Genomic DNA, 24,605 nt, shown 5'->3' on the forward strand with positions numbered 1-24,605 from the left:
CGTGCCTGTGCTCCCGGTGTGCGGCCTCCTGGCATGGGGCTCAATGCGGTCATTTGATGTTCAGTCCTGCGCTTTTCTGCTGCGAGTCCCCTCCCGCTTAACGCGATACATGCTCCGTTCAACCGGTGTGATGGTCTGTGATTGAGCAGCGGTCTGGTCCTGCTTCAATTCGGCCAGGATGCCGCGGATCGTGCGTTGTTGAAGCACGAGCTTCGGCATGATCGGCAAACCCACCTTGGTGGCTCGTGACGTGATTTGAAACACGTGGAGCGAATCGGCGCCAAGCTCGAATAGATTGTCGGTCACTCCGAGCTTCGGCAGCTTCAATATTTCACAGACGATCGTTGCAAGCGCCTGCTCGTGAGGCGTCGTCGGTGGCACGTATTCTCTGGATTGGACGGCCTGACCGAAATCCGGCGCCGGCAGTCTGCGCTGGTCAACCTTGCCGTTTATGGTCAAAGGCACGGAATCGATGGCAACGCAAGCGTGCGGAACCATGTGCGCGGGCAGTTTGCTCTGGAGAAGCTGCCGCACCTCCGAGGGAGCGATTGTGATCCCGGACCTTGCGACAAAGTATCCAACTAGCCGCGGATCGCCTGCGTCATCTCTGCGGACGGTGGCGACCGCTTGCTCAATGGCCGGATGCTCGACCATGGCTGCTTCGATCTCGCCCGGCTCAATGCGGAATCCTCGAATCTTGATTTGTGAATCGGCCCGGCCGAGATACTCAACGTCACCTGTAGCAAGCACCCGGGCAAGATCACCGGACTTATACATACGCGCATCGGGCGTGCCGGCGAACGGGTCGGCGATGAAGCGCTCTGCAGTCAGGTCTGGCTTGTTCAGATAGCCGCTCGCAACCCCTGCCCCACCGACATAGATCTCGCCGGTCACCCCGGGTGGTACGGGACGACGGTTCGCGTCGAGGACGTAGAGCCGCAGATCGGGAATAGGCGTTCCGATCAAGCTGCGACCTTCGCTGGCGATGTCGTCCGCGTTCAAGAGGCGGTAAGTAACGTGTACGGTTGTTTCGGTGATTCCGTACATGTTTATGAGCTGCGGGCGTCGATCCCCATGGCGCCCTAACCACGGGCGCAGACTGGCAAAGTTCAAGGCTTCGCCGCCGAAGATCACATACCGAAGAGACAATGGCTTGGTCTCGCCCGACTCCTCGACCTGGATCAGTTGATAGAATGCGGCCGGAGTCTGATTGAGGACCGTTACGCGTTCGTCGGATAGCAGATTGTAAAAATCTTGTGGCGACCGAGTGACAAGGTACGGGACAATGACAAGTCGCCCACCGGTCAGGAGGCAGCCCCAGATCTCCCATACCGAAAAATCGAATGAAGACGAGTGGAATAAGGTCCACACATCCGTTTCGCCGAAGCCGAACCACTGCTCCGTCGACTTGAGCAGTCTGACGACATTATGATGACTGACGAGAACGCCTTTCGGGGTGCCCGTAGACCCGGACGTGTAGATAACGTAAGCATGGCTTTGAGGAGTGGCGAGCGCGGGCAAATTGTTTGCGTCTTCACGGCTGATGTTCGACCAGTCCGCATCGAGACGGACAAGCGTCGCGCCGTTCTTTGGCAGGCTGTCCGCGGGTGCTTTATGTGTCAGCAGGACCTTTGGCTTTGCGTCCTGCATCAGCATCGTCAATCGTTCCAGTGGATACGAGGAGTCCAGCGGGACGTAGGCCGCTCCCGCCTTCAGGACAGCCAGCATCGCCACGATCATGTCGATTGAACGCTCAAAGCTCGTCGCGACCATCGACGCCGGAGTCACGCCGACTCGCTGCAAGTATCGGGCTAGCTGGTTGGCGCGCGCGTTGAGCGTCCGATACGTGACGCGCTCGTCGGCGAATTGTACCGCGACTGCCTGCGGGCTCTGGGCGGCCCGTTGCTCAAACAGATCAACGATCGAACGAGATGGCGGGATAGCGATCGGGGCTGGATTGAGCGTGGCGATGAGAGACGAGCGTTGCTCATCGGTCATGATCGACAGATCGGATACCGCCTTCTCTGGAGCCGACACGGCGTCGAGGAGGAGCGTTTCATAGTACCGCATCCACAGCAATACCGTGGCCTCATCGAACAAGTCTACATTGTAATCGCAATCGATCGTCAATCCTGTATCGGATTCGATGACGTTAAAGAACAGGTCGAGGATCACCGACGCTTTTGGATTTGGCTCGACTGCCATATCGAGTTCTGCGAAACGCGTACCCGTACCGAGACGCTCGAGATTGAATTGAACCTCCATCAGCGGTAACCGCGCGGGATCGCGGGTAACGCCGAGCTGTCGTACCAGCGTCCCATACGTGTATGTCTGGTGTTCATATGCATCGAGCAGGACACGTTTGGCTTGGCTCAGCGCCGCGTCAAACGGCATGCCGTTCTCGATAGTGGTGCGGAGGGGAAGGAAATTGACGCAGTGACCGACGAGAGTGCCCTCGTCGAGGGTGCTCTGCCCCGCGGTTGGGACGCCAACAACGATATCACTTTGGTTACTGAGGCGGTGCAGAAGCACATAGAAGCCTGCGAGGAGCGTGGCGAACAGCGTGCAACCGTGCCTCGCACCCATCTGCTTGATCTTGCGATAGTGCTCGGCATCGATGTGGTACCGCGTGGTCGCGCCCGCGTGGGTCTTGACGGAAGGTCGCGGACGATCAGTCGGTAACTCGAGCGGAGCTGGCAGATCGCGGAATCGGCCGAGCCAGTACGCTTCAACGCTCGCATTCGTGCCGGAAATACCAGCCTGCGCGTTCGCATACTTGCTGAATGGGACTGGTTCGTTCATTTCGGGATGCGTGCCGCCGACCTTCGCCGAGTAGAGCGTCGCGATCTCGTCAACGATTAGGTTGGCCGACCATCCGTCGCAAACAAGATGGTGAGATGTGATGTTCAATTGGTGGTGAGTTGTATCAAGCCGTACGATCTCCGCTCGAACGAGCGGACCGCGGACGAGATCGAAGGCCTGGCAGGCGTCTGCGGCCAGAACGCGTCTATATTCGGCGTCGCGTGCGTCTGGCGCAAGGGACGACAGATCGCGAACGGGAATGTCGAGCGAAAGCGCCGGCATGACATGCATGAAGCGGCCGTCGGCATCTATGGTAGAGCGAAGTGCTTCATGTCGCGCGATCACCTGATTCACCGCCTCACGAAGATCAGCAATCCGGAGCGCACCTTGCAGGCTAATGCCAAATGACTCGTTGAACGCACAAGAAGCCTCGCTGCCGAGAACGGCGGCGAGGAATATTTCGCGTTGTGCTTCAGTTAGCGGAATCGGGTCTGGGATACGAGAATCCGGCTCGGCCGTGCGCTCCACAAGCTGCACGAGCGGAAGTGCGCCGGGCGGCTCCGAGAAGAAACCACCTCGTCGCATCTCGATGGCGCTATCTCGAAACGCGCCGACGATGATGTCGAGATCGGCCTCGTTGTGGGAGGTCGTGAGGAAGCACGGAAAGCCCTCCCGAATGTGGACGCCCTTGTCCCGGATGTAGAAGTAGAAGAGGCTCGCAAGGCGTTCCGACGTTGGAAAGCTGAAGTAGAAGAAGCTACCGAATGTTTCGATTCGGGTCGGAACGTTCTGCTCCTGCAACACGTCGTTGAGCCGATGGACGAGCGCAGCCGTTCGACGAGTCAGACGCTCCTGGAGTGCCGGACCCTCCTCCTTGAAATGTAACAACACGGCTCGCATCGCAGCGAGAGCGAGCGGATGGCGTACAAACGTGCCCGCAAAGAAGGTGACGCCCTTTTCGGGATAGGAGTCGTCTCCGAACTGCCATGCACCGCCATCAAGGGCATCCATGAAGCGCCGGCCGCCTGCGAGAATGCCGACCGGCATGCCGCCGGCGATGACCTTGCCATAGGTCGCAAGATCAGCTCGGATTCCGAACAAGGCCTGGCAGCCACCCGGATGAACACGAAAGCCTGTGACAACCTCGTCGAAGATCAACGCCGTGCCGGCCGCCGCCGTGATCTCGCGAAGAGCCTTTAGGAAACCTATGGGTTGCAGTGCGGGATGGCGACTTTGAACGGGTTCGACGAGCACGGCAGCCAGATCGGCGGCGTTCTGTCGGATCCATTCGAGCGAATCATCAGCGCCATAATCGAGCACGATCATGTTGGATACGCTTTGCCGCGGAATGCCGGGCGCTATCGGAGCGGATTGTGGGTCACCGGTCCTATCTTTAAAACCCTTGGCGAGGACCTCGTCGAATAGGCCATGATAGTCGCCGCCGAACATGACGACCTTGGTTCGGCCGGTGACTGTGCGGGCCACGCGGATGGCCGCGAGAACGGCCTCGGAGCCAGTGTTGCAGAATGCCATGCGGTCATTGCCGGTCATCTCGCAAAACAGGTGCGCAACTTCACCGGCGAGTGGGCTTTGCGGTCCGGTTTCAAATCCGACGTGGAGTTGCTCTTCGATCGCACGTTCCACAAAGTCCGGACGATGTCCGAGCATGATTGGGCCGAAGCCATTGACGAGGTCGACGTACTCATTGCCGTCGATGTCCCATAGCCGCGACCCTTTCGAACGGTCGGTGACGATCGAATAGACCATCTCTTTCCATTGCGGACGGAAGCCGGAGACGACGCGGGGATCCGCAAGCACGTCCCGATATCGTTGGGTGAAGCTCTTCGATTTGGCCGTACGTTGCGTAACGCGATCGATCAGCAATTTCAGATGCGTGGTCTGCTGCTCGGTCAGCTCCTGAGACGTGCCGACTTGGGGCGGCTTATAGGGGCCGTGCGGCTTGCTCGCTTCGGCGCGCGGGAGCTCCGGAACGGGTTTGATCTCGACTGATTGCCGAGCGAGCGCTGGCGCAGCGTCCGTGGCGCTGGAGGCGATCGGGCTGGAGGACTTGGCTACTCCGGCTTGGAGCGTCTCGAGCTGTCTGGCAAACAGTTGGTTCATGGCCTGAAGCTGGTCACGCATCACGCGCTCGAGAGCAGTGTCGGCAACTAGCGCGGAAACGGTCGGCGCGGCGAGCGCGGATGAGGCAGCCAAGATGGTCGCGGGAGCTCCGGCCGTGGATACGGGCAGCGTATCCTTGATGGACGGCTCCAATGCCGCCGGCTCCGCGTAGAGGTGTGGAGCAAGGTTGCTGTCGACATACTGAGTTAGAGCGGCAAGGCTCGAAACCTCGTTGAGTAGCTGCCGGAACGTGATCTTGACGTCGAATTGCTCCTGAACAGCCTGTGCAACCTGGGTGAGAAACAGGGAGTCAAAGCCGAGTTCGAGGAACGTTGTTCCGTCTTGCGCCGAGGCGACATCGATGCCGGACAAGTTGAGGAACATCTCGATGAGAGCAGTCCGGAGTCTGGCCGCCCGCGCGACCGCTGGACTGGTCTGAGGCTGGGAAGTCACATTGGGCGCCATGTTTACGGCTTCCATTTTCGGAGTTGACTGAAGGTCGCTGTCGATGCCGTTCGCCGAGCCATCAGGCTTGGACGCAGGTCCGTCATTCGTTGCTGGAATGCGCTCAAGCCAATGACGCTGACGTTCAAAGGGATAGGTCGGCAGGGAAACGCGCAGGGGACGCAGCCCATTATGGAGGGCTGTCCAGTCTGGTTGGACGCCGCCGACCCACAGGGCGCCGAGGGCGGTCAGAAGTGCGTCGCGATCACCCTCACCGGAAAAGCCGTCGGAAAGCGATGAGACGACCGTCTGGTCTGCGGAGCGGTCGGAGTGTTGCCGCGCCAGCATGGCAAGAGCGTTGCCGGGCCCTACCTCCAGGAGGACGGCCCCAGGCGCTTTCCGCAACTCCTGGACCGCCTTGGAGAACTGGACGGAATCGCGTGCGTGGCGAGCCCAGTAGCGGGGATCGGTGGCCTCGGCCGTCGTTATCCAGGTCCCGGTTACGCCCGAGACATACGGAATCTTGGGCGGAAGGAGCTTCGTCTTGGCGAAAGCGTCGGTAAGGGGATCGACAAGAGGATCCATCATCGCGGAATGGAACGCATGCGACGTTTTCAGCCGTCGACAGGCAATGCCGTTGCCAAGCTGTCGCTCAAACTGTTCAAGCGCTTCATTCGGACCGGCCACCACGCAAAGAGAGGGTGAGTTGACGGCGGCAAGCGACAAAGATGGGGGAATCAGTTTGCTGATTTCACTTTCCGGAAGGCGGACCGAAAGCATGCCGCCCGCGGGAAGCGCTTGCATCAGCCGACCTCGCAGCGCGACCAACCTCAGCACATCCTCGAGTGAAATCACACCCGCAAGACACGCCGCCACAAACTCACCCACACTGTGGCCGATCATCGCCGTCGGCTGAATGCCCCAGCTCATCCAAAGTTGGGCGAGTGCATACTCAACCGTGAAGATGGCCGGTTGGGCGATAATCGTGTCCGTAACGGATCGCTTGGCGTCTTCGCTCGCATCCGCGGGCGGATAGAGGAGATCGCGAAGGTCTAGGCCAAGGTGTTCCTGCAGCAGTTCTGCGCACTGATTCACCGTCTGGCGAAAGACCGGTTCTACCTCGTAGATCTCGCGTGCCATGTTGGCATGCTGGGACCCCTGCCCTGGAAACATGAAGTAGATCGTTGGAGAGTCGCCGGGCGCAGAGCGCGTTTGCAGCCGCTTGCGGTCGCGCATCGACAACGCGAGAATGGCCTCGCTGGTCGAGCCAGCGACCACGGCTCGACGGTAAGCGAATGCCCGTCGTCCAGTCTGCAGCGTCCAGGCGACATCGGATAAGTCGAGCTCTGGATGGGAACGCAAATGCTCGACAAGGTTGTCCGTCGCCCGCTCGAGAGCCGTGGGCGACTTCGCCGACAGGACAAGCAGATTGTTCGGCTTGGTGGACGGCCGGCGCTGGCGCTCGGGAGGTTGCTCCAGGACGATATGGGCATTCGTTCCGCCGACGCCGAACGCGCTGACGCCAGCGCGGCGGGGGCCTCCGTCGGATTTCCACTCAGACCGCTGGGTTACGATCCGAAACGGGCTGCTCTCAAGGTTGAGCTTGGGATTGGGACGCTTGAAATGCAGTGTGGGAGGAAACACACCGTGCCGGACAATGTGCGAAGCATTAATCAGGCCGGTGACACCCGCTGCGATGTCGAGGTGTCCCACGTTGGTTTTGACAGTACCGATCGTGCAAAACTGCTCACGAGAGGTACTCGCACGAAATGCCTTCGTCAAACCGGCGAGCTCAATTGGATCGCCCAGGGGGGTTCCCGTTCCGTGGGCTTCGATGTATCCGATTGTCGCCGGATCAATTCCGGCAGCCTCGTGGGCCATAGCAATGACGCTTGCCTGGCCGTCGACGCTGGGCGCTGTATAGCCGACCTTCGCCGATCCATCGTTGTTGGCGGCAAAGCCGCGAATTACGGAATAGATTTGGTCGCCGTCTCGGATTGCGTCGTCCAGACGCTTGAGCAATACGACGCCTACCCCGCTGCCGAACACCGTACCCTGCGCATCGGCATCAAACGCTCTGCAGTGTCCGTCCGGCGACGCCATACCCCCATCCTGATAAGGATAACCTCGTCGCTGAGGCAGAGTAATCGAAACGCCACCGGCGAGGGCCATATCGCTCTGGTAGGTTAGCAGTGACTGGCATGCCTGCGTTACCGATAACAGCGACGTCGAGCACGCCGAGAGCATTGTGAAGCTTGGGCCGCGCAGATTGAGCTTGTAGGAAACGCGCGTGGATAGGAAATCCAGACTGTTTCCCATCATCTCGGTGTAGTTCGAAATCTGATAGCCCGAAGTAAACCGTTCTATGAAACCAGGCGTCGTGCACAGCCGCGACAGAAAATACGATGAAAGACTGGAACCCGCGAAAACGCCGATCAAGCCCGGATAGGTATCCGGAACATAACCGGCATCCTCTATGGCCTCCCAGCAGCATTCGAGAAATAGCCGCTGCTGGGGATCCATCAGTTCAGCTTCGCGGGGATAGATCCCGAAGAACTCTGCATCAAACAGATCGACATCGTCGATCACCGATCGAGCTCTCACATAGCCTGACGCACCGGTCCCGGCTTTCTGGTTCCTGGCCTCGAGTTCACTGACGTCGAATTGTGAAATAGACTCGATTCCGTCGAGCTGATTTTGCCAAAACTCAGAGACGCTGCGCGCACCGGGAAATCGCCCTGCCATGCCGATGATGGCGACACCGTCAAGAGTGTGACTCTCCGCGTCCAAATCGCTCACGGTCTATCCTTCCGGCGCTGTTCGTGCCGGCGGGCGAAGGCTGCGCGTTGTTTCTGCGCTCTCTGCTTGGCCTCATCGAATGAGGCGATCGAGAGAGTATCGCTTAGCCGGCGGGCAAGAGCGCGAATTGTGGTGAACTCGAACAGAACGGTGATTGGCACATCGACCCTCAATCTGTTGCGGAGCTCGCTGTGCATGGCGCCGAGAAGCAGAGAGTCGCCACCAAGGTCGAAGAAATTATCGGCCACTCCGATGTCCTTGACGCCGAGGAGCTGACGCCAGATCTCGGTAACGGCAGCCTCCATGGGAGTTGACGCGAGTTCGCGTCCGTCGCGAACCGTCTCCCGAGGCGCCGGCAAGGCGTCGCGATCGATCTTCCCGTTTATCGTCAACGGGAATGCGCCGAGCTCCTCGTAAGCGTAGGGTACCATGTGCTCGGGAAGACGTGTCGCGAGAAAGTCGCGCAGGCTCCGCGGCGCCGGAGATCGTGACGGCTTCGGAACAAAGTAGGCTAACAGTTTCGGCTCGCCGAATGCGCCCTTCCGTGCGACGACGACCGCTTGCTGCACGTCAGCGTGATCTGTGAGTGTCGCCTCGATCTCTCCAAGTTCGATACGAAAGCCCCGGATTTTTACCTGAGTATCGCCACGGCCAAGATATTCGAGATCGCCTGTCTCGGTGTGACGTGCCAGATCTCCCGACTTGTACATCAGGCTTTGTGATCCGTCTGCGAACGGGTCGGATAGAAAGCGCTCAGCAGTAAGTTGCGGTCGATTGAGATAGCCGCGCGCGACTCCCGCCCCTCCGACGTAGATCTCTCCTATCTCACCCTTCGCGACAGGGCGGAGTTCGGAATCCAGCAGATAGAGCCGCAGATCCGGAATTGGTGTGCCGATTAAGCTCCTGGTCTCTACGCGGGAATCCGCGCTTGTCACCGGGCGATAGGTCACGTGGACGGTCGTCTCGGTGATCCCGTACATGTTGATCAGTTGCGGCCTGCGATCACCATGTCGTGCGAACCACGGGCGTAGTGCCGCAAAGCTGAGTGCCTCTCCGCCAAATATGACGTAACGAAGCGACAACTGTCCAACCGTACCAGCCTCTTCGATTTGGATGAGTTGATAAAATGCAGCCGGCGTCTGATTCAACACCGTGACCTGCTGGTCGACGAGGAGCCGGTAGAAGTCGGCCGGAGAACGAGCAACCCAATAAGGCACGCATACGAGGCGTCCCCCGGTAAGGAGACATCCCCAGATTTCCCAGACAGAGAAGTCGAAGGCCGATGAGTGGAACAGGGTCCAGACGTCGCTTGACCCGAAATTGTACCAATCGGCTGTCGACGTAAAAAGGCGACTTGCGTTTCGGTGTGTCACCATCACACCCTTTGGCCGGCCTGTGGAGCCCGATGTGTAGATGACGTAGGCAAGGCTATCAGGTGAAGCGACATCACCGAGTGGACTTGCATCCTGCTGCGCGACAACGTCGCGATCACGGTCCACGCAGACAACCGGCTGCATTTCACCGCCGGTCAACATCTTCGAGGCATAGAGTTCCTGCGTCAAAATGACAGACGGCTTCGCATCCTCGAGAATCATGGTGACCCGATCGACGGGATATGACGGATCGATCGGCAGATAGGCAGCGCCGGCTTTAAGGGTTGCGAGCATCGATATGATCAGGTCGAAAGACCTATCGAGACATACGGCTACCAGCGCGTCTGACTGCAGGTCTGCCTGGCGCAGACGCCGGGCGAGCCGGTTTGAGCGTTCGTCGAGTTCGCGATAGGTCAGCTGTTCGCACCCGGACTGGATCGCAATGCCGTCCGGCGTCGCTTCTGCCTGCCGTTCGAAGGACCGGCTTAGCGTCTCTGATGGGAGAAGGGATGACCTTTGGGGGTCCATCCGGTGAGCCGACAAATTGAGCTCTGAGCCTGCCATTTGTATTTTTCACCTCGGCCGGTCACCGTCAAAGGCGCGAAGGTGAGCCAAGCCAACAATCAAAAAATAACAATTAAACCGAGTGCAGCATAATCGCCGGAAACCTAGAGGTCAGCCAAATTGCTGACTATGACGTTCTGTATCGCCTCATTGGTTAACCGAAGAGGGATGGCGCTCTAAATCCCCTCCCTGTCTGAGTATAGTCGACAATCCGAAATGATTAAACCCTCAGTTGTGGCTCCGTGCCCTGCCAGCGCGCTTTGACATTATCCTGCGCCATGCCTGATGAAATCGCTATCGTTTGCGGGTCTTGTCCCTCCATTGGCGCTCGGTTCATCACATCAGGGAGTGCCCCTGACTTCAAAATGCGAGCCGGGTTTCCGCCGACAACGCAATGTGGCGGAACGCTCTTGGTGACCACGCTGCCTGGACCGATGATCGCGCCATCTCCAATTTCGATACCGCCGACGACGATCGCCTGTGGTCCGAGCCATACATCGTCGCCGATCACGGGGTATTGGGTCTCGCGACCCTCGGCTGTGATCTTGTCTTTGCGTCCGATAACAACCCCGTTGAACAGCGTTACATTCGAACCGAGGATGGCGTCCCTGTTTACGACAAGACCCCATCCGTGCACGATCGTTAGCCCGGGACCGGCACGCAGGACGGATGGCATATCGATCCCGGCCTTGGCTTGGGCGAAACGGTGGAGTAGCCGCGCGATCAGGTTAAGTAGAGGCCTCGAGCCGGCGGTCGCCTGACAGAGCCGTAGCGTCAGGATAGGTCGGAAGCTTCGGTTAAGGGCCCCCAGCACCAAGATCGAGCCGATCGATGCTCGTCGTCCCTTGATGCGGTAAGCATCTGCTGTGATGTTGGTCCAGAATGAACCCATCAGCGTTATTTCCGGGATACGAGAGGGGTCAAAAGCCGCCTGACCACGTTACTGGTCAGAACGTCCGACCCGCTTGCCACGCTCAACTTCGGTGACCGGGTCTTGGCAACCAGAGTTTGGTCGAATAGAGCTGCGTATGCCTTGAGCAGCTTCGGAGCTTCGTGCGGCCAGGCGAGCTGGTTGATCACACGGTCCCGTCCGAATTCGCCCAAGCGCCGGCGGCGCTCGGGGTCGCCGAGCAAGTCGAGGATCTTGCCGGCAAAGTCGACTGGATCGTTTGGCCTCGCGTAAAGCGATGCCTCTTGGGCCGTGTACCGACCCTCAGTAAGGTCAAATTGCACGATCGGCTTGGCAAGGGCCATGTATTCCATGATCTTGTTCATGGTCGACTTGTCGTTCATCGGATTGAATTCATCCGAGTTCACGCAGACGTCGGCGGTATTCAGAATACGGAGAAGTTGCTCATCGGGAACCCGTCCCGCAAACGTCACGTAGTCGTCGACGCCAAGCTCAACGGCAAGTGCCTTGAGCCGCTCCAGCTCGGGGCCGCCGCCGGCTATGCAAAACTGCACGTCGTTGCGCTTGAGATCGTAAACGATATGACGAGCCGCCGCGAGCAGATAGTCAATGCCCTCCTGCGCTCCAAGCACTCCGACATAGCCAACGCAGAAGGTGCGACCCTTCCTTAGCGACGGAGCCGGAGGGACAATTCTGAGCCGTTCCAGGTTCGGGCCAGATCGTACGACGAACACGCGTGCCGGATCCATGCGGCCCCGCTCGATGGCGATGCTGCGGTACGAATTGTTGGTCGCGATGGAAATATCCGAGATCGCAAACGTTAGGCGCTCAAGTGCGGTGACAACTCGATAGAGCAGATTTCGCTTGCCGAATTTCGCCTCAAACAACTCGGGATTGATGTCGTGATGATCGAAGACAAACTTCTTTCCCAGGAATATTTTGAAGAAACCGCCGACAAGAAAGATGAGGTCGGGAGGGTTACACGCATGGATGGTATCAAAGCCCCGCTCGAAGAGCACCCGCCAAGCCAGCAGAAACTCCCAAAACAGTGCAACTGCGTACTCCACAAAATAGAAGTACATGTTGCGGGCTTCGATGACCGGATGTCGATAGATATGTACGCCGTCGATAACTTCACGACGGGCGGATGCGCCGTGTCCGACGGGGCAGATGACACTGACCTCATATCCAGCATTGACCAGGGTCGTGGCTTCGTTCCAGACCCGCCGATCGAAGGGCACCGGAAGGTTCTCGACAATGATCAGGATCCGCTTCGGAAGCGTCGCTTTACCAGCTGATGCCATTGTAGTTTCCATTCAACCGTCGGTGGTCTTTGATACGCACGAGGTCAACCACGTATTGGGTCGGAAGAACGCGATCGGCGATTGCGCGAAACTCAGGATCTGCATTGCCAATGACGACGATCTCCCCGTGTGAAAGAGCCTCGTCGAGCGATTCGACCAGCAGCGACGATACGTGCGGAATCATTCGCAGCAGATAGTCCTTGTTTGCTCCGACAAGCTTGGACAGATTGATGTTTCGATCATAGATGCGAACGTCATAACCCTTTCCGATCAGCCGTTCGACTATTTCGAGTATGGGACTTTCGCGCAGGTCGTCCGTGCCCGCCTTGAAGCTCATGCCGAGGATGCTCACGGGCCGCTTCCCTAGCTGAGCAATCATTTCGAAGCCGCGGCTGGTCTGCTTCTCGTTGGACGGCAGAATTGAACCAAGCAGCGGAAGATCAAGATCGAGCGAGCGAGCCTTGTGCGTGAGCGCGCGAACGTCCTTCGGCAGACACGATCCACCGAACGAGAAACCAGGCTTCAAGTAGTAGCTCGACAGGTTGAGCTTGGAATCCCGGCAGAAGATGTCCATCACTTCATGACTATCGATCGTGAGACTCTTGCAGAGCACCCCGATCTCATTGGCAAACGCGACTTTCACCGCGTGCCACACGTTGTCGGAATACTTGATCATCTCAGCAACCTCGATCGAGGTGCGGATCAGCGGAGCGTCAATCGCGCCGTAGAGGGCTTCCAGATTGGCGGCCGTCCTCTCGTCCTCAACGCCAAGCACCGTCTTGGGAGGCGCAATAAAGTCGTCCAGCGCCGTGCCTTCGCGCAGAAATTCGGGGTTCGAGCCGACGCCAAAGTCAATACCCGCCCTCTTGCCGCTGGCTTTCTCGAGTGTCGGGATGACCACATTCCGTATCGTGCCCGGCAGTACCGTGGAGCGCACGATAACTGAATGATGTGATTGTTTCTCACGCAGCGAGTTGCCGATCTCGGTGCAGACCTGGTTGAGCGCGGTGGTATCCAGGTCGCCGTTTCGCTTGCTGGGCGTGCCGACACAGATAAGTGATAGGTCGGTAGCGAGTACAGCATCGCGAGCATCGTTCGTTGCTCGCAAAGCCCCCCTTGCAACGGCCTCGGAGATTGTTTGGTCCAGCCCCTTTTCGATCACCGGGGCTTTACCTTGATTGATAAGGGCAACTTTGGTGTCGGCGGGGTCTACGCCGACTACCGAATGACCGAACGAGCTGAGACAGCCGGAGGTGACTGCGCCGACGTAGCCTAGCCCAAAAACACTAACTCTCATGCTTTTAATATCACTGTAAAAAGGAAAAGGATGGAACTAATGGATCGGAATTGTTGCTTTGAAGAGTGTACCGCTTTTAAACGAGGTCGATCCATATAATTACATAAAAATGATTAATTGGGCAAACATTTAATGGTGCCTGGCCCCGGCGGTGAGGGCCGCGCTTGCCCCTAGCCGCCTTCTTCAAAGGCCAGCGGCTTTCTTCCAGATTTCGGTCAGGCGGGTCGTGTAGGTTCCGATTTCATATTTGGTTGCGTGGTCGACTTTGGCCGCGGCGCCGAGCGCGGTCCGGAGTGATCGATCAGCTATCAGCCTGCGAAGGGCGGAGGAGAGCGCATCCACGTTCCCGGTCGGCACAAGCAGACCGTTTGAGCCGTCGCGGACTACATCGGAGACGGCGCCAACAGGCGTAGCAACGACGGCAAGACCGAACGCAAACGCCTCGAGAATGGACATTGGCAAATTCTCGGCGAAGGACGGCAGGACAAATATGTCCGAGCTCCGCAGCACATCGTTGGTTGCCGCCGCGTCCAGCCAGCCTGGCACCTTCACGCGGTCGATGATGCCAAGCTGTTCGGCTCGGGCCTTGGTTTCTTCGATCTGTCCGTTTCCGGCTATCGTGGCTGTCCAGTCCTGACGATCGGCGAGAAGTCCCAATGCTTCTATCAGTTGGGGGGTACCCTTACGTTGACCGAGCTCCCCGAGAAAGGAGATTCTGGCGCGTCCATCTAGAGCCGGCTCGTGACCAATGCATGCTGGCGCCGTTGCGTTGGGAAGTACAATGATCTTGTCCTCGATGCCTGGGACATGACCGCGAACCAGTTCGGACCAGACATTTCCCAACACGATCACGGCCGAGCTCTCGGCAAACATGCGGTCGACCCATCTACGGGTGCGCGGTCCTGCAGACGGCCAGAATTGTTGAAATCGGGATCCATGAAGATGAACGATGTACGGAATTCCAAGTGCTTGGGCAAAGCGCGCAAGGATGGCCTTTCGGACGGCGCTCCCCCCCGCAGCGACGTTAATGTGCAGGAGATCGACGTGGCCACGGCACTTGGCGGTCCAGAGTGCCGATAATGCCTGCGCAAACATGACGGGCGAGGCCAATAATGTTCCAGGCCCCCTGGTGACCAGCCGGGAAATCATAAGGTCCCCATGGCTGGCGCGGACATCTTCAACGATGAGGTCGGTCAGGCGATCGATCCCGCCCCTTTGATGTTCACCGAATGGAGTCGCAATCAAAATTCGAAACGGCCGTGTTTTTGTCATTTACAATGCCTGCCAAATCGAAAAGGCTCTGATATTGGTCAGTTTAGGATATCTGTAGTGCCACGAAATTGATGCCCGCAAAATAACGGAGAATGGGCTGACGGTTAATCGATGCGATCGGGAGCTGTGGCCGGAGAAAGGTCTACCAGGCCCACGGCGCCGTTAATCTCAAGAGCAAATTTGCCTCGTGCTGGCGGTTTTGATGTACTTCGGTATAATCCGAACTGATATACTTTAGCTATAATCTAAATTTTGGAGCGGCGCGATGTTGTCGAACCCTGCCTCTCTCATTGAACTAGATTGGGCTCATTTCGATCCCTGGGCGGTCATGCCCGTGACTCATAGGATTTCAGATCATCCGAGGCTTCAGATAGAGGAATTGGTCGAACTGGCTAAGCGCCTGGAGAGCAAGGGCCGCATCAGAGCGCATACAAATGCTGCAGAGGCCGGAACGTCCTTCAGCAACGCACCTGATTTGCATCCCGTGAAGCAGCCCTTGGTGCGGACGATGGAACACATCGCGGCCGCGCAAGCATGGATGTCCTTGCTGAATGTACAGACCGATCCGCTTTACCGCGAGCTGGTGGACGAGGTGCTAGATAGCGTCCGGCCAAACGTCGAGTTGAAGGATCCCGGGATGAGCTATCGCGGCGGCTGGATCTTTGTCAGCTCGCCGAAAACCGTAACCCCTTTCCACGTCGACAAGGAGCACAACTTCATCCTCCAGATCAAGGGACAGAAAACGATCTACGTCTGGGAGCCCGACGATCTGCGGGTGGTCAGCGATCGGGCACGCGACCGATTTCACTCGCGACACGACCGAAGCCTGATCACTTGGCGAGAAGAGTTTCGGAAACTCGCGCACTGCTTTAAGGTCGGACCTGGGCAGGGAGCTTACATGCCCTCCACCAGCCCGCACCTGGTTGAGGTCGGCGACGAACCTTCCATCACAGTAAGCTTCACGTACTATACCGATAGTACTCGCCGCGACAGCTTGATCCACAAGATCCGCGGGCGGCTGTCAGAGTTAGGCGTCGATATTCCTTCGGGCCAGGGCAAGAGCGTTGTCAACAACGGCCTGTACTTGAGCGCGCGTGCGGCCCGTGCGGCCACGCGCGCGGTCTATCGTGCCACCGGGCGGCGGGTCGGCGAGGAGAATGCTGTCTACGCCCGGGCAGAAAACGCCTGAATGAAGCAAGATGCAGAAGCCGCACTTGCGGCATCACGCGCCGATCGGCGAATCCCGCTCGTCCGCGCCTACGGATCATACGCTACACGCAATTGTCTTGAGCCATCAATCGGACCCTGGGTTCGCTATTAGTACGTTGTGAGACTGCAAAAGATGAATCTTTGGGATGAGGCTCGCCGCGAACTGGATGCGTGGGCGGACGCGCGTTTGAAGGCCAGGTTTTGGGTTCGCGACGACGACGCCTTCGAGGTGTCCGAGAATCTGGTTCGGTTGCGCGACGTTGCCGCAAAATTCGATACAAGGATCGGGCTGGCGATCATTCCGGGCAAGATCGCACCAGGGTTGTGCGAGTTCATCAGCGACAATCCGGCGCAATTCTATCCGATGTGTCACGGTTGGAAGCACATCAACTATAACAGCGGTAAGAGGCCCGCCGAATTTGGGCCCGATCGTCCGATCTCAAACATGATCAGCGATGCGCAGTTCGCTTTACGGTTGTTCAAGGAGCACTTTGGCACGTCGAAACCCATCTTCGTGCCGCCGTTTAATCGGATCACGCCCGCCCTAACCAAAGCTCTGCCGAGCATCGGATTTTTCGGAGTGTCGCTCATGCCGAACGAATTGGAGCGGATGCTCCTGCGGATCGGCTCGTGTGTGCCGTGGAACGCTGCAATCAGGATTCCTCATTTCAAGGGCAGCCCTCGGATTGACGTTCACGTCGACCTCATCGACTGGAGTGCAAGGACGGCGCAGGGTGCCAGGGTTGTCGCCGATCAACTCGTTCAACATTTGCGAGGCAGACGGTTGGGCATTCGATCGCCCCATACGCCGATCGGTCTGCTGACCCATCATTTGGCGCATAATGAGCCGGTGTGGCGTGCAGTCGACGACGTGCTCGGCTTTCTGAGGTCGCATGACGCTGTAGAATTCATCGATGTCGGCGAGTGGATTAACGAATGCGCGCCCGGTCCCATCGTCGCGGATGTTGGCGACCAAAAGGGTGCTGTGAGCCGAATGGGCTAACCGGAGACGCGTCCTGCCTTGGCGTTGGCGCGAATTCGATTGACGGAGGAGTTCGGTTTGGCTGTGCACTATCGAGACGCAGAGCTGGGGCTGGTCGGCGGTAAGCAAGCCGTGGAATTGCGAGCGAGGCCCGCGCGCGGAGCGGTCGATATCTGGCGGCTACGCTTCGCCGATGGTGAGCTGGCCGAGCGCGGTTGGCAGATGATGACCGACGATGAGCGTGTGCGGGCCGACGCGTTCCACTTTGCTGCTGATCGAGAACGCTTCTGTCAAAGCAGGCTTTTGCTGCGTATGGTGCTGGGCGGCTATCTTGGGATTGAGCCTGCCGGCGTCGCAATAAAGCTCGGTGAGAACGGCAAACCGGCAGTGGACGGGCCGAGCAACGGCCGACTGCATTTCAATCTGGCTCACAGCAAATCGACGGCATTGCTGGCCGTCACGATCGACCAACCGGTAGGGGTCGATGTGGAGGATAGCGATTGTGTGAGAATTCCTGACATTGGCTCGTTAGCCGAGAGCGTGATGAGCGAACGCGAACTCGAGGTGATCTCTGAACTTGAAGGCGAGAGTCGATTGCATTGCTTCCTTCGATGTTGGACCCGCAAGGAGGCATTGGTGAAAGCTATGGGCGTTGGGCTTTCAGTAAAACTTGACACGTTCACGGTCCCCTTGGATCGCGCTGGTGCTTGGGAGATGCAATGGCGTTCGGACGAGGCGTCCGAGGAAAAGATGATCCAGATAATGGACTTATCCGAGGGAAGCGTATTTTCCGCTGTTGCGGCTTCAAATTTGACGGGAGGAGTCCAGACGTTCGAGTTCGTCGAGGGGAGGCGAACATCTCGACATGATGCCAATATGCTGATGATATGAGCCACGTTCAACCCGTGCAATAACTGGTTCGGGATACTTCTGTTGGTAGAGCTTGGGAGTGACTAGTGCCCACCAAACGCTTCGCGCGGCAGATTGACGAAATTTGGAATGCGGCGTCGGACGAATGAGGAATTTTGAACGCCCGATTTTGACGACGGAGGTCGGTCCTGGTCCGCGTCGTCTGATGCCAAGTTGATGATGGCGCCGGCAATGAATGCAGCTACGCCCTGTGTTCTGATCGTGTCCACTAAGCGGTGGCCTATTCCCGCGCGTGTCGCGTTGGCGCTAGCGAATGCGGGATTCGCGGTCGCCGCGATTTCTCCAAGGAGAGGCTTTGTTTCCCAGACGCGAGCGGTTTATCGACACTTCCACTATCGCCCGGGAGCGCGTGCGAGCTCAATCGTTCGGGCAATCCGGGAATGTACGCCGGAGCTCTTGATCTGCACCGATGATCCGTCCGTCAAGGAACTGCATCGTATCCATGCGATGTGCGGGAATGGTCAACAGACAAACCACGCGAAGATGATCTGTCGTTTGATCGAAAGATCGCTTGGGACACCCGACGGCTTCGAGATCGTGGAGAGAAAGGCTGAATTGCTGCGGTTGGCCGCGGCGCTCGGAGTTCGCTGCCCAACGACAATCTCGGTTGCGCATGAGGGATGCGACGAGGTCCTCGAGAGAGTCCGTTACCCCATTTTGGTTAAAGCGGATGGATCGTGGGGAGGCAAGCTTGTACGTATCGTCGAGGATCCTGAACAGGCAAAGACCGCAATACGCGTATTCCAGTTGCCGAGCGGCTGGCCGACGGCCTTGAGAGAGTTTATCGGCAGGTGGACCTGGCTTTCGGGCGCTCCGTGGCGAGAAAGGGACGGCGCCGGCGTATGTGTGCAAGAGTTTGTCAGTGGCTGGCCTGCGAACCGGGCCGTGCTGTGCTGGCATGGCCGTGTGCTCGGGGGAGTAAGCGTGCGGGTGCACAAGACAGTCTACACCTTTGGACCCGCCTCCACGGTCGAGATCGTCGACTTGCCCGAGATGACGAAGACCGTTGAAACACTTGTACGTCGACTGAAGCTATCCGGATTGATCGGATTTGACTTCGTCCTCGATTCAGAGAACCGCGCATGGTTTATCGAGATGAACCCGCGCGTTACCCCGGCTTGTTATTTGCGGGGAGGAGCAGCGGATCTAGCTGCCATGCTCTACGCACAGATGACTGGCAAGCCATCACCATTGCAGGGCTGCGACGAGGAGATGCGCGGGCTGATTGCTCTCTTCCCGCAGGAGATACAGAGGTCGGGGACATACGGGTTCGGGGCAGCGGCCCAGATTGATGTGCCCTGGGATGATCCTCAGTTGGTTCTCGCGCTATTGAAGTCCGCAATGAAGATGAGTTTTGTGAAGAGACTAGGAATGAGACGACGGAATCGACAAAGCCGTCTGACAGAGCAGAGCAAGGACTCATATCCTGAGCAACCCGAGCGTGCGGGTTGATTTAAGCGGTCAGCGTCGCTGACCGGTTGTTGTTACGTAAGCGTTTTCGTTGTCCAAGTTTTCATAATCCAAGAGTTGCCCAATGAATTCATACTCTCCGGTTGTGATTGTCGGCTCCGGTCCGTACGGTCTGTCGCTCGCCGCGCATTTGCGCGCAAAGGGGATTGATTTCCGAATTTTTGGGAAGCCCATGGACTTCTGGAAGCGGCAAATGCCGCGTGGCATGTACTTGAAGTCCGACGGCTTTGCATCCGACCTGTACGCTCCTAACGGCGGTTTCACGCTGAAGCACTTTTGTGCCAAGCAAGGCATTGCCTACGCGGACATCGGAATACCAGTCGGTCTGGAGACGTTCGTATCCTATGGGCTTGCATTCAAGGATGCGATGGTGACCGAGCTGGATGAGAGACACGTGGCCAATATCGCGCGCGATCCGAGAGGATTTTCTGTTACCCTCGAGGATGGCGAGGTTGTAACGGCCGGGCGCGTCGTGGTGGCCGTTGGCATCTCCTATTTCCCCTATGTCCCCCCCGCCCTCGCAAGCCTTCCGTCCGAACTTCTGACCCACAGTTCGGAACATCACGATTTGACGTGCTTTCGGTCACGAGATGTCGTGGTCGTTGGTGGGGGCTCGTCGGCCACAGACATCACGGCGTTGCTCTACGACCTCGGCGCGAATGTGCAGATGATTGCGCGACGAGACAAGCTGAACTTCAACGAGGAGCCAGACTCGATCAGGGAGTTCTCCAGATCGACGTGGCAGCAAATCAGGAAACCCATGAGCGGAATCGGTCCGGGTTGGCGTTACAAGCTATATGGCGACGCGCCATGGCTGTTTCGTCAACTGCCCCGCGCTCTGCGCCACAGGGTGGTTCGGAGGTCGCATGGACCGGCCGGGGCTTGGTTTATACGAAAGAAGGTGGAGAACGGTCCGCGTCTGCTTCTTGGGAGCATTTTGGAGCGAGCCGAGCGTCAAGGGGACCGGATCAGGCTCGAATTGCGAGCGGCTGACGGCGCAAGGCTGAATATCGAGCCGCAACACATTATTGCCGCGACCGGCTACAAGCTCGATGTTCAAAGACTGCCTTTCCTGAGCCAGGAAATCAGGGCTCGATTGGAGACCGCTGCTGGAACTCCAGTACTCTCTAGAGAATTTCAAGCGTCCATTCCGGGTCTCTACTTTCTGGGCACCCTATCAGCCAACAGCTTTGGCCCGGTCATGCGTTTTGCATTCGGGGCCGGCTACGCAGCCCGACGCCTGACACAAGCATTAGGCCAGCAGCGAACGCTGGCGCATCAGCCGGCTCATTGAGGGCTTAGGCGCCCCTGATGTCATCGTGGCCCGTTGATGCCTCCCGAGCGCCGGCCGATGGTGCGGGCTCCAGAAGTGACCGAGGTGACGCGCTTTCTAGAAGCCATCTTTCACGTTGACTTGCGACCTTTGGTGAAGGGCAGAACATGCAAAACGCACAAAAGACGTTTTCCGCAGCCGCGGTATCCATTGTTGCGGTTTTGTCGTTGACTTGCATTTCCCTGGCGCAAGACCCGCAACGGGCAGGTTGGCGACCGATTGCCGGTTCGAAAGCTCCGATCAGCATTCGGGGCATCACCTATGTGCCGGAATCCGCCATGAGTGAGTGGAGTATTGGTCGATCGACAGCAAGCGCGACGGACATCACGCGGTTCGAGGTCCGTGCCGGGGATGAATGGGCGGAGGATCGCGAGTCCGGTGAAAACAAGGAGCGTTCCGAACTGGACGGCTACAAGCGCAGATTTCCCCACGGCGCCGACGTTTGGGGTGCCTACGCATTGTTCATCGAGCCCGGTGCGGACTACCAGTCAGACTGGACGGCAATCAGCCAGATGCATGGATCCAAAGTCAGGCCCTTTCACATACATTTCAAGCTGGGGCGACTGGTCATTTTCACCGAGGCCACAAGTCCGCGCCCAGCGACGAATGTGCGCTACAGCGGGCCATTAAGCCGCAATCAGTGGCACAATCTCGTGTTTCATTTGCGAGAGGGTGAGGCCGACAGCGGTCAGCTGGACGTCTGGCTCGACGGTAACAAGATTGTTCAATTCGTTGGAGCCATCGGTGCAACTGGCAACGAGGCCTATTGGAAGTTCGGAATCTATCGCGGTTACGGCCCGATCGCGACGCCGTTCGCCATTCAGTTCGCCAACATGGAAATTGGCACGACCGACCTCACTTCAAGAATAACTAGTCCGCTGCCCGTCAAATAGCATCACGCCAGGCCATGAGTTAGGTCAGGCTAAAACTTGACCGCGAAGGCGAGAGTGCATCAAGCACCGCTGTCCATATCGCTGGACCACGCCGCATGACCTCCTAAGTCTACAGTCCGGCCGGAATGGGTTGTGTTACGATGGTTGCTCCCGTACCCGTGCTCAAGGCCTTTATGGAGTTCGCGAGTGTGACCGGATCCTGAGCGGTCGCCACGATCGTCCGAATGTAATTCATGAACTTTGTGGATTCGACCGAGGCAGCGTTCGAGACGTAGAGCACGTCCTTGTTGTGCATCTCGAATCTGGAGGTGAGGAAATAGCCTCCGGGATCCCTCAGATCGACTTGATAAATGATCGGGATAACCGGCCCATCGAACTGCGAAACATCGACCCCCATGAGTGACGCGACCTCGCGCGTTTCCCCGCGATAGACGAAGACAGCGGCAGGATCGGCCGTGAGGTCGCTTAGGCCAGTGGCCTTTGCAATCGCCTCAGAAAGGGAAACACGCCAGGCTTCGAATGGGAATTGACCCTGACGACCTGACGCGCCGAAGGCGACGAACGTTTGCGGTTCGCGAAACACGTAGATCACGTCGCGCGGTCGGACGTAGATATTGTTTGCCGGCTCATCGATCAGGGCGCCAAAGGGCGTCGCGGCTTTCTTGCCGCCTCTCTCAAGCACGACCCACGACTCATTGCCCGCCCCTACGAGCCCGGCTGCCCGCCCTATCGCCTCCAGAAGGCGTTCGCCGCCCGGATTGACCGCGAAGCGACCCGCGCTGCGCACGTCCCCCAGCACCGTGAACGCTGACGACCGCTGATCGAGCAGAGTGACGACAACGCTTGGTGCAAGCGCACGGTTCTTCAAGGCGCTGACGATGGCGCGCTCGATCTCGGCTATGGTGCGCCCTTTGGCAGGTATGGAGCCCGCCGACGGGACCGTAATGTTGCCGTCGACGCCCACCGCCTGGGGTGGAACGGTGAAGAAATTGCCAGGGCGCACCCCTGTTTCGTTCTGAACAAAAAGGCCTGCGCCCGTTTCGTAGACAGTCACACCTACAATGTCGCCGATTCCTACAACGACCGTCTGGGGGCCCCGCTGGTCGGCGATTCTACCTGCAATCCGTGGAGCATGAGTGGCAAGAACGTTGAGGACCTCAGGCCTTACCCGCACGAGGGCATAGGGAACGTTGCTTTGGCCGGATGCAATATCCCAGCTCTGCGGCCCAGCAACCGGCGTAATTCCGCACCCGCCGAGTGCTAAGGCAATTAGCGCAGTCAAAAATCCAAGGCGGAAACCCATGCCCCTCACCCCCAATTGCAACTCCGCTCTACCACGCCGCCGCGTCGGAGTAGGATGGCAGGAAGCTGAAAATTTAATATTCTCAAATGGGTGTTTCCCGAAAAGCACACTAAAACCTAGCTTCGCGGCCCGCCTGAGCCGATCCCGTGGTGAAGGCGACCTCTGGCCCGGTTGCGGGCCAGAACGAGGCCTTGCAGCCTATCCGCTGACCCTAGCTGATTCGGGTAAATGCTCCGCTAGTGGGCGATCTTCGTTGAGCGCCTGTTATGCTGCGGCGCACCTAGTTGGGCTGTGTTGGAATGGACCGCTTCCGGTTATGCATCAGCCTTGTTGGTTTAAGTCCGGCAAGGTGTCGGCGGCCGCCAAATGGGCGGATTGAGCTCCGTGGGAGTCGGTGAGGTCAGTCGAACAAGCCAAGAAGCGGCCGGAATGAAGCTGTCGTCGCGAACAACCTGACCGTGTTCTCGAGCGACTGATCGTGCTCAGGTCCCGACCAACTGAATGATCTTGCTGCGGATCGGGTCGGCCGGAGGATTGCGCTTCCTGAGCAGGCCGAGGACAAATCCCACTGCAGAAAGATGCCAGGTAAGCACGCTGAAAAAGCCCAAATTGAGCGACCTCGTCCGGATCGCCATCACCGCCACGGGCGCCACAAGTGCAGTCAAGAGCACCGGGACCGGGGCCGTCAATGTGGCAGCCAAGATCGAGCACGCCCAATAGGCCCAGACGCCGATCGAGAGCGGCACGATGCGGACTTCTCTGAGTAGCCGCGATAGATATCGGCCAGGCAGTGCTGCGCGAAACAACTCCCCCGCGCTCAGAAATCGACCACTCAGAATGCGGTGCCACAGCAATCGCCACGTTCCCATCGCATAGCTATAGTGATCGACGGCCCTGTCTTCCAACAGCACAAGGCGCCAGCCCTTCGTTCTAAGCCGTGCTCCGAGATCATACTCCTCAAAAGCGTGGAGATTCCGATCAGAGAAGTAACCCACTTCCGAAATCGCGGTGCGCCGGTAAAGGCCGCCTCCGTTGAGGCAATCAACATCCAGAAGGTTCTTTCTACGTGCACGCTGGAATCGCTTGATGCGGCCCTGAAGCTCGAGATTGTCGGCTCGCATCTCCTGAATATATCCGCCAACGCCCGCTACGGTCAGTTCACAGTCCAGAATTGACACTGCCTTGCGTAGGAATTCAGCATCGAGCTCCATATCGCCATCAAGGACGTAGACGTATTCACCGCAGCTATGTTGATAGCCCAATTGGGGTCCAACACCGCATCTTCGCTCGGAGGCCTCTTCCAACACGACGACCGATGTCGGGAACTCTTTTGCAATTGCGACTGTATTGTCCGTCGAAGCGCTGTCGGCAACAACGACCTCGCCCTTCCAATCCACGACCGCAGCAAGCGCGCTTTTCGTGGCTCTCGCAATATTCGCCTGTTCGTTAAGCGTCTTGATAATGATACTGACCTTGACCATGGGCTAATTCTCTTACCCCCGCGAGGCAGGGCTGAAATAGTAGTCGCGAAGCCTTTATCCGAGATACATTGAACGGCCAACATATCAAGCGATCTAGCGCAATGTGCTTTATGAAGCC

14 protein-coding genes are annotated in these 24,605 nt (G+C 58.1%); 6 read left to right on the plus strand and 8 right to left on the minus strand.

Features of this window, described 5'->3' with window-relative positions; genetic code table 11:
- Window positions 1-60: 60 nt before the first annotated feature.
- The 6 genes from P6U30_RS37310 to P6U30_RS37335 all read right to left on the minus strand — a co-directional run bounded on the left by P6U30_RS37310 (window position 61) and on the right by P6U30_RS37335 (window position 14,886).
- Window positions 61-8,166 (minus strand): amino acid adenylation domain-containing protein, encoded by an 8,106-nt coding sequence (locus P6U30_RS37310; RefSeq protein WP_407170698.1) that lies wholly within the window; start codon window positions 8,164-8,166, stop codon window positions 61-63.
- Entirely contained in the window at window positions 8,163-10,103 is a 1,941-nt protein-coding gene (locus P6U30_RS37315; protein WP_407170699.1) for an amino acid adenylation domain-containing protein, read from the minus strand. Before P6U30_RS37315 ends, P6U30_RS37310 begins: the two co-directional genes overlap by 4 nt.
- A gap of 220 nt (window positions 10,104-10,323) precedes the next feature.
- A complete protein-coding gene (locus tag P6U30_RS37320) occupies window positions 10,324-10,995 on the minus strand; it encodes a serine O-acetyltransferase (protein WP_407170700.1) in 672 nt (223 codons plus the stop codon).
- 5 nt (window positions 10,996-11,000) lie between these two features.
- Entirely contained in the window at window positions 11,001-12,317 is a 1,317-nt protein-coding gene (locus P6U30_RS37325; RefSeq protein ID WP_407170701.1) for a glycosyltransferase family 4 protein, read from the minus strand.
- Window positions 12,301-13,614, minus strand: a complete 1,314-nt coding sequence (locus tag P6U30_RS37330) for a nucleotide sugar dehydrogenase (protein WP_407170702.1) — start codon at window positions 13,612-13,614, stop codon at window positions 12,301-12,303. Before P6U30_RS37330 ends, P6U30_RS37325 begins: the two co-directional genes overlap by 17 nt.
- A gap of 183 nt (window positions 13,615-13,797) precedes the next feature.
- A complete protein-coding gene (locus tag P6U30_RS37335) occupies window positions 13,798-14,886 on the minus strand; it encodes a glycosyltransferase family 4 protein (protein WP_407170703.1) in 1,089 nt (362 codons plus the stop codon).
- Between the two features lie 265 nt (window positions 14,887-15,151).
- Here P6U30_RS37335 and P6U30_RS37340 point away from each other — a divergent pair, with 265 nt between their 5' ends.
- The 6 genes from P6U30_RS37340 (at window position 15,152) to P6U30_RS37365 (ending at window position 21,703) form a co-directional block, all read left to right on the plus strand.
- Window positions 15,152-16,075 (plus strand): cupin-like domain-containing protein, encoded by a 924-nt coding sequence (locus tag P6U30_RS37340; protein WP_407170704.1) that lies wholly within the window; start codon window positions 15,152-15,154, stop codon window positions 16,073-16,075.
- A 153-nt stretch (window positions 16,076-16,228) separates the two neighbouring features.
- On the plus strand, window positions 16,229-17,098 hold the full coding sequence (locus P6U30_RS37345; protein ID WP_407170705.1) for a hypothetical protein: 870 nt from the start codon (window positions 16,229-16,231) through the stop codon (window positions 17,096-17,098).
- A 63-nt stretch (window positions 17,099-17,161) separates the two neighbouring features.
- Window positions 17,162-17,968, plus strand: coding sequence for a 4'-phosphopantetheinyl transferase family protein (locus P6U30_RS37350; RefSeq protein ID WP_407170746.1), 807 nt, complete (start codon window positions 17,162-17,164; stop codon window positions 17,966-17,968).
- 435 nt (window positions 17,969-18,403) lie between these two features.
- A complete protein-coding gene (locus P6U30_RS37355) occupies window positions 18,404-19,459 on the plus strand; it encodes an ATP-grasp domain-containing protein (RefSeq protein ID WP_407170706.1) in 1,056 nt (351 codons plus the stop codon).
- An 82-nt stretch (window positions 19,460-19,541) separates the two neighbouring features.
- A complete protein-coding gene (locus P6U30_RS37360; RefSeq protein ID WP_407170707.1) occupies window positions 19,542-20,771 on the plus strand; it encodes an NAD(P)-binding domain-containing protein in 1,230 nt (409 codons plus the stop codon).
- A 146-nt stretch (window positions 20,772-20,917) separates the two neighbouring features.
- Window positions 20,918-21,703 (plus strand): heparin lyase I family protein, encoded by a 786-nt coding sequence (locus P6U30_RS37365; RefSeq protein ID WP_407170708.1) that lies wholly within the window; start codon window positions 20,918-20,920, stop codon window positions 21,701-21,703.
- A 109-nt stretch (window positions 21,704-21,812) separates the two neighbouring features.
- Here the strand turns inward: P6U30_RS37365 and P6U30_RS37370 are convergent, their stop codons facing one another.
- Both P6U30_RS37370 and P6U30_RS37375 read right to left on the minus strand, forming a co-directional pair.
- Complete coding sequence (locus P6U30_RS37370; RefSeq protein WP_407170709.1) at window positions 21,813-23,006, minus strand: polysaccharide biosynthesis/export family protein; 1,194 nt, start codon at window positions 23,004-23,006, stop codon at window positions 21,813-21,815.
- A 482-nt stretch (window positions 23,007-23,488) separates the two neighbouring features.
- A complete protein-coding gene (locus P6U30_RS37375) occupies window positions 23,489-24,487 on the minus strand; it encodes a glycosyltransferase (protein WP_407170710.1) in 999 nt (332 codons plus the stop codon).
- Window positions 24,488-24,605: the final 118 nt, after the last annotated feature.

This window comes from Bradyrhizobium sp. ORS 111 (genome assembly GCF_045571485.1).
Classification (GTDB): Bacteria; Pseudomonadota; Alphaproteobacteria; order Rhizobiales; family Xanthobacteraceae; genus Bradyrhizobium.

Bases quoted from the DNA above. Each gene is read 5' to 3' on its own strand.
- P6U30_RS37320 (WP_407170700.1), bottom strand. From the start codon at position 10,995: ATGGGTTCATTCTGGACCAACATCACAGCAGATGCTTACCGCATCAAG.
- P6U30_RS37375 (WP_407170710.1), bottom strand. From the start codon at position 24,487: ATGGTCAAGGTCAGTATCATTATCAAGACGCTTAACGAACAGGCGAAT.
- P6U30_RS37335 (WP_407170703.1), bottom strand. From the start codon at position 14,886: ATGACAAAAACACGGCCGTTTCGAATTTTGATTGCGACTCCATTCGGT.
- P6U30_RS37315 (WP_407170699.1), bottom strand. From the start codon at position 10,103: ATGGCAGGCTCAGAGCTCAATTTGTCGGCTCACCGGATGGACCCCCAA.
- P6U30_RS37360 (WP_407170707.1), top strand. From the start codon at position 19,542: ATGAATTCATACTCTCCGGTTGTGATTGTCGGCTCCGGTCCGTACGGT.
- P6U30_RS37365 (WP_407170708.1), top strand. From the start codon at position 20,918: ATGCAAAACGCACAAAAGACGTTTTCCGCAGCCGCGGTATCCATTGTT.
- P6U30_RS37325 (WP_407170701.1), bottom strand. From the start codon at position 12,317: ATGGCATCAGCTGGTAAAGCGACGCTTCCGAAGCGGATCCTGATCATT.
- P6U30_RS37370 (WP_407170709.1), bottom strand. From the start codon at position 23,006: ATGGGTTTCCGCCTTGGATTTTTGACTGCGCTAATTGCCTTAGCACTC.
- P6U30_RS37330 (WP_407170702.1), bottom strand. From the start codon at position 13,614: ATGAGAGTTAGTGTTTTTGGGCTAGGCTACGTCGGCGCAGTCACCTCC.
- P6U30_RS37340 (WP_407170704.1), top strand. From the start codon at position 15,152: ATGTTGTCGAACCCTGCCTCTCTCATTGAACTAGATTGGGCTCATTTC.
- P6U30_RS37345 (WP_407170705.1), top strand. From the start codon at position 16,229: ATGAATCTTTGGGATGAGGCTCGCCGCGAACTGGATGCGTGGGCGGAC.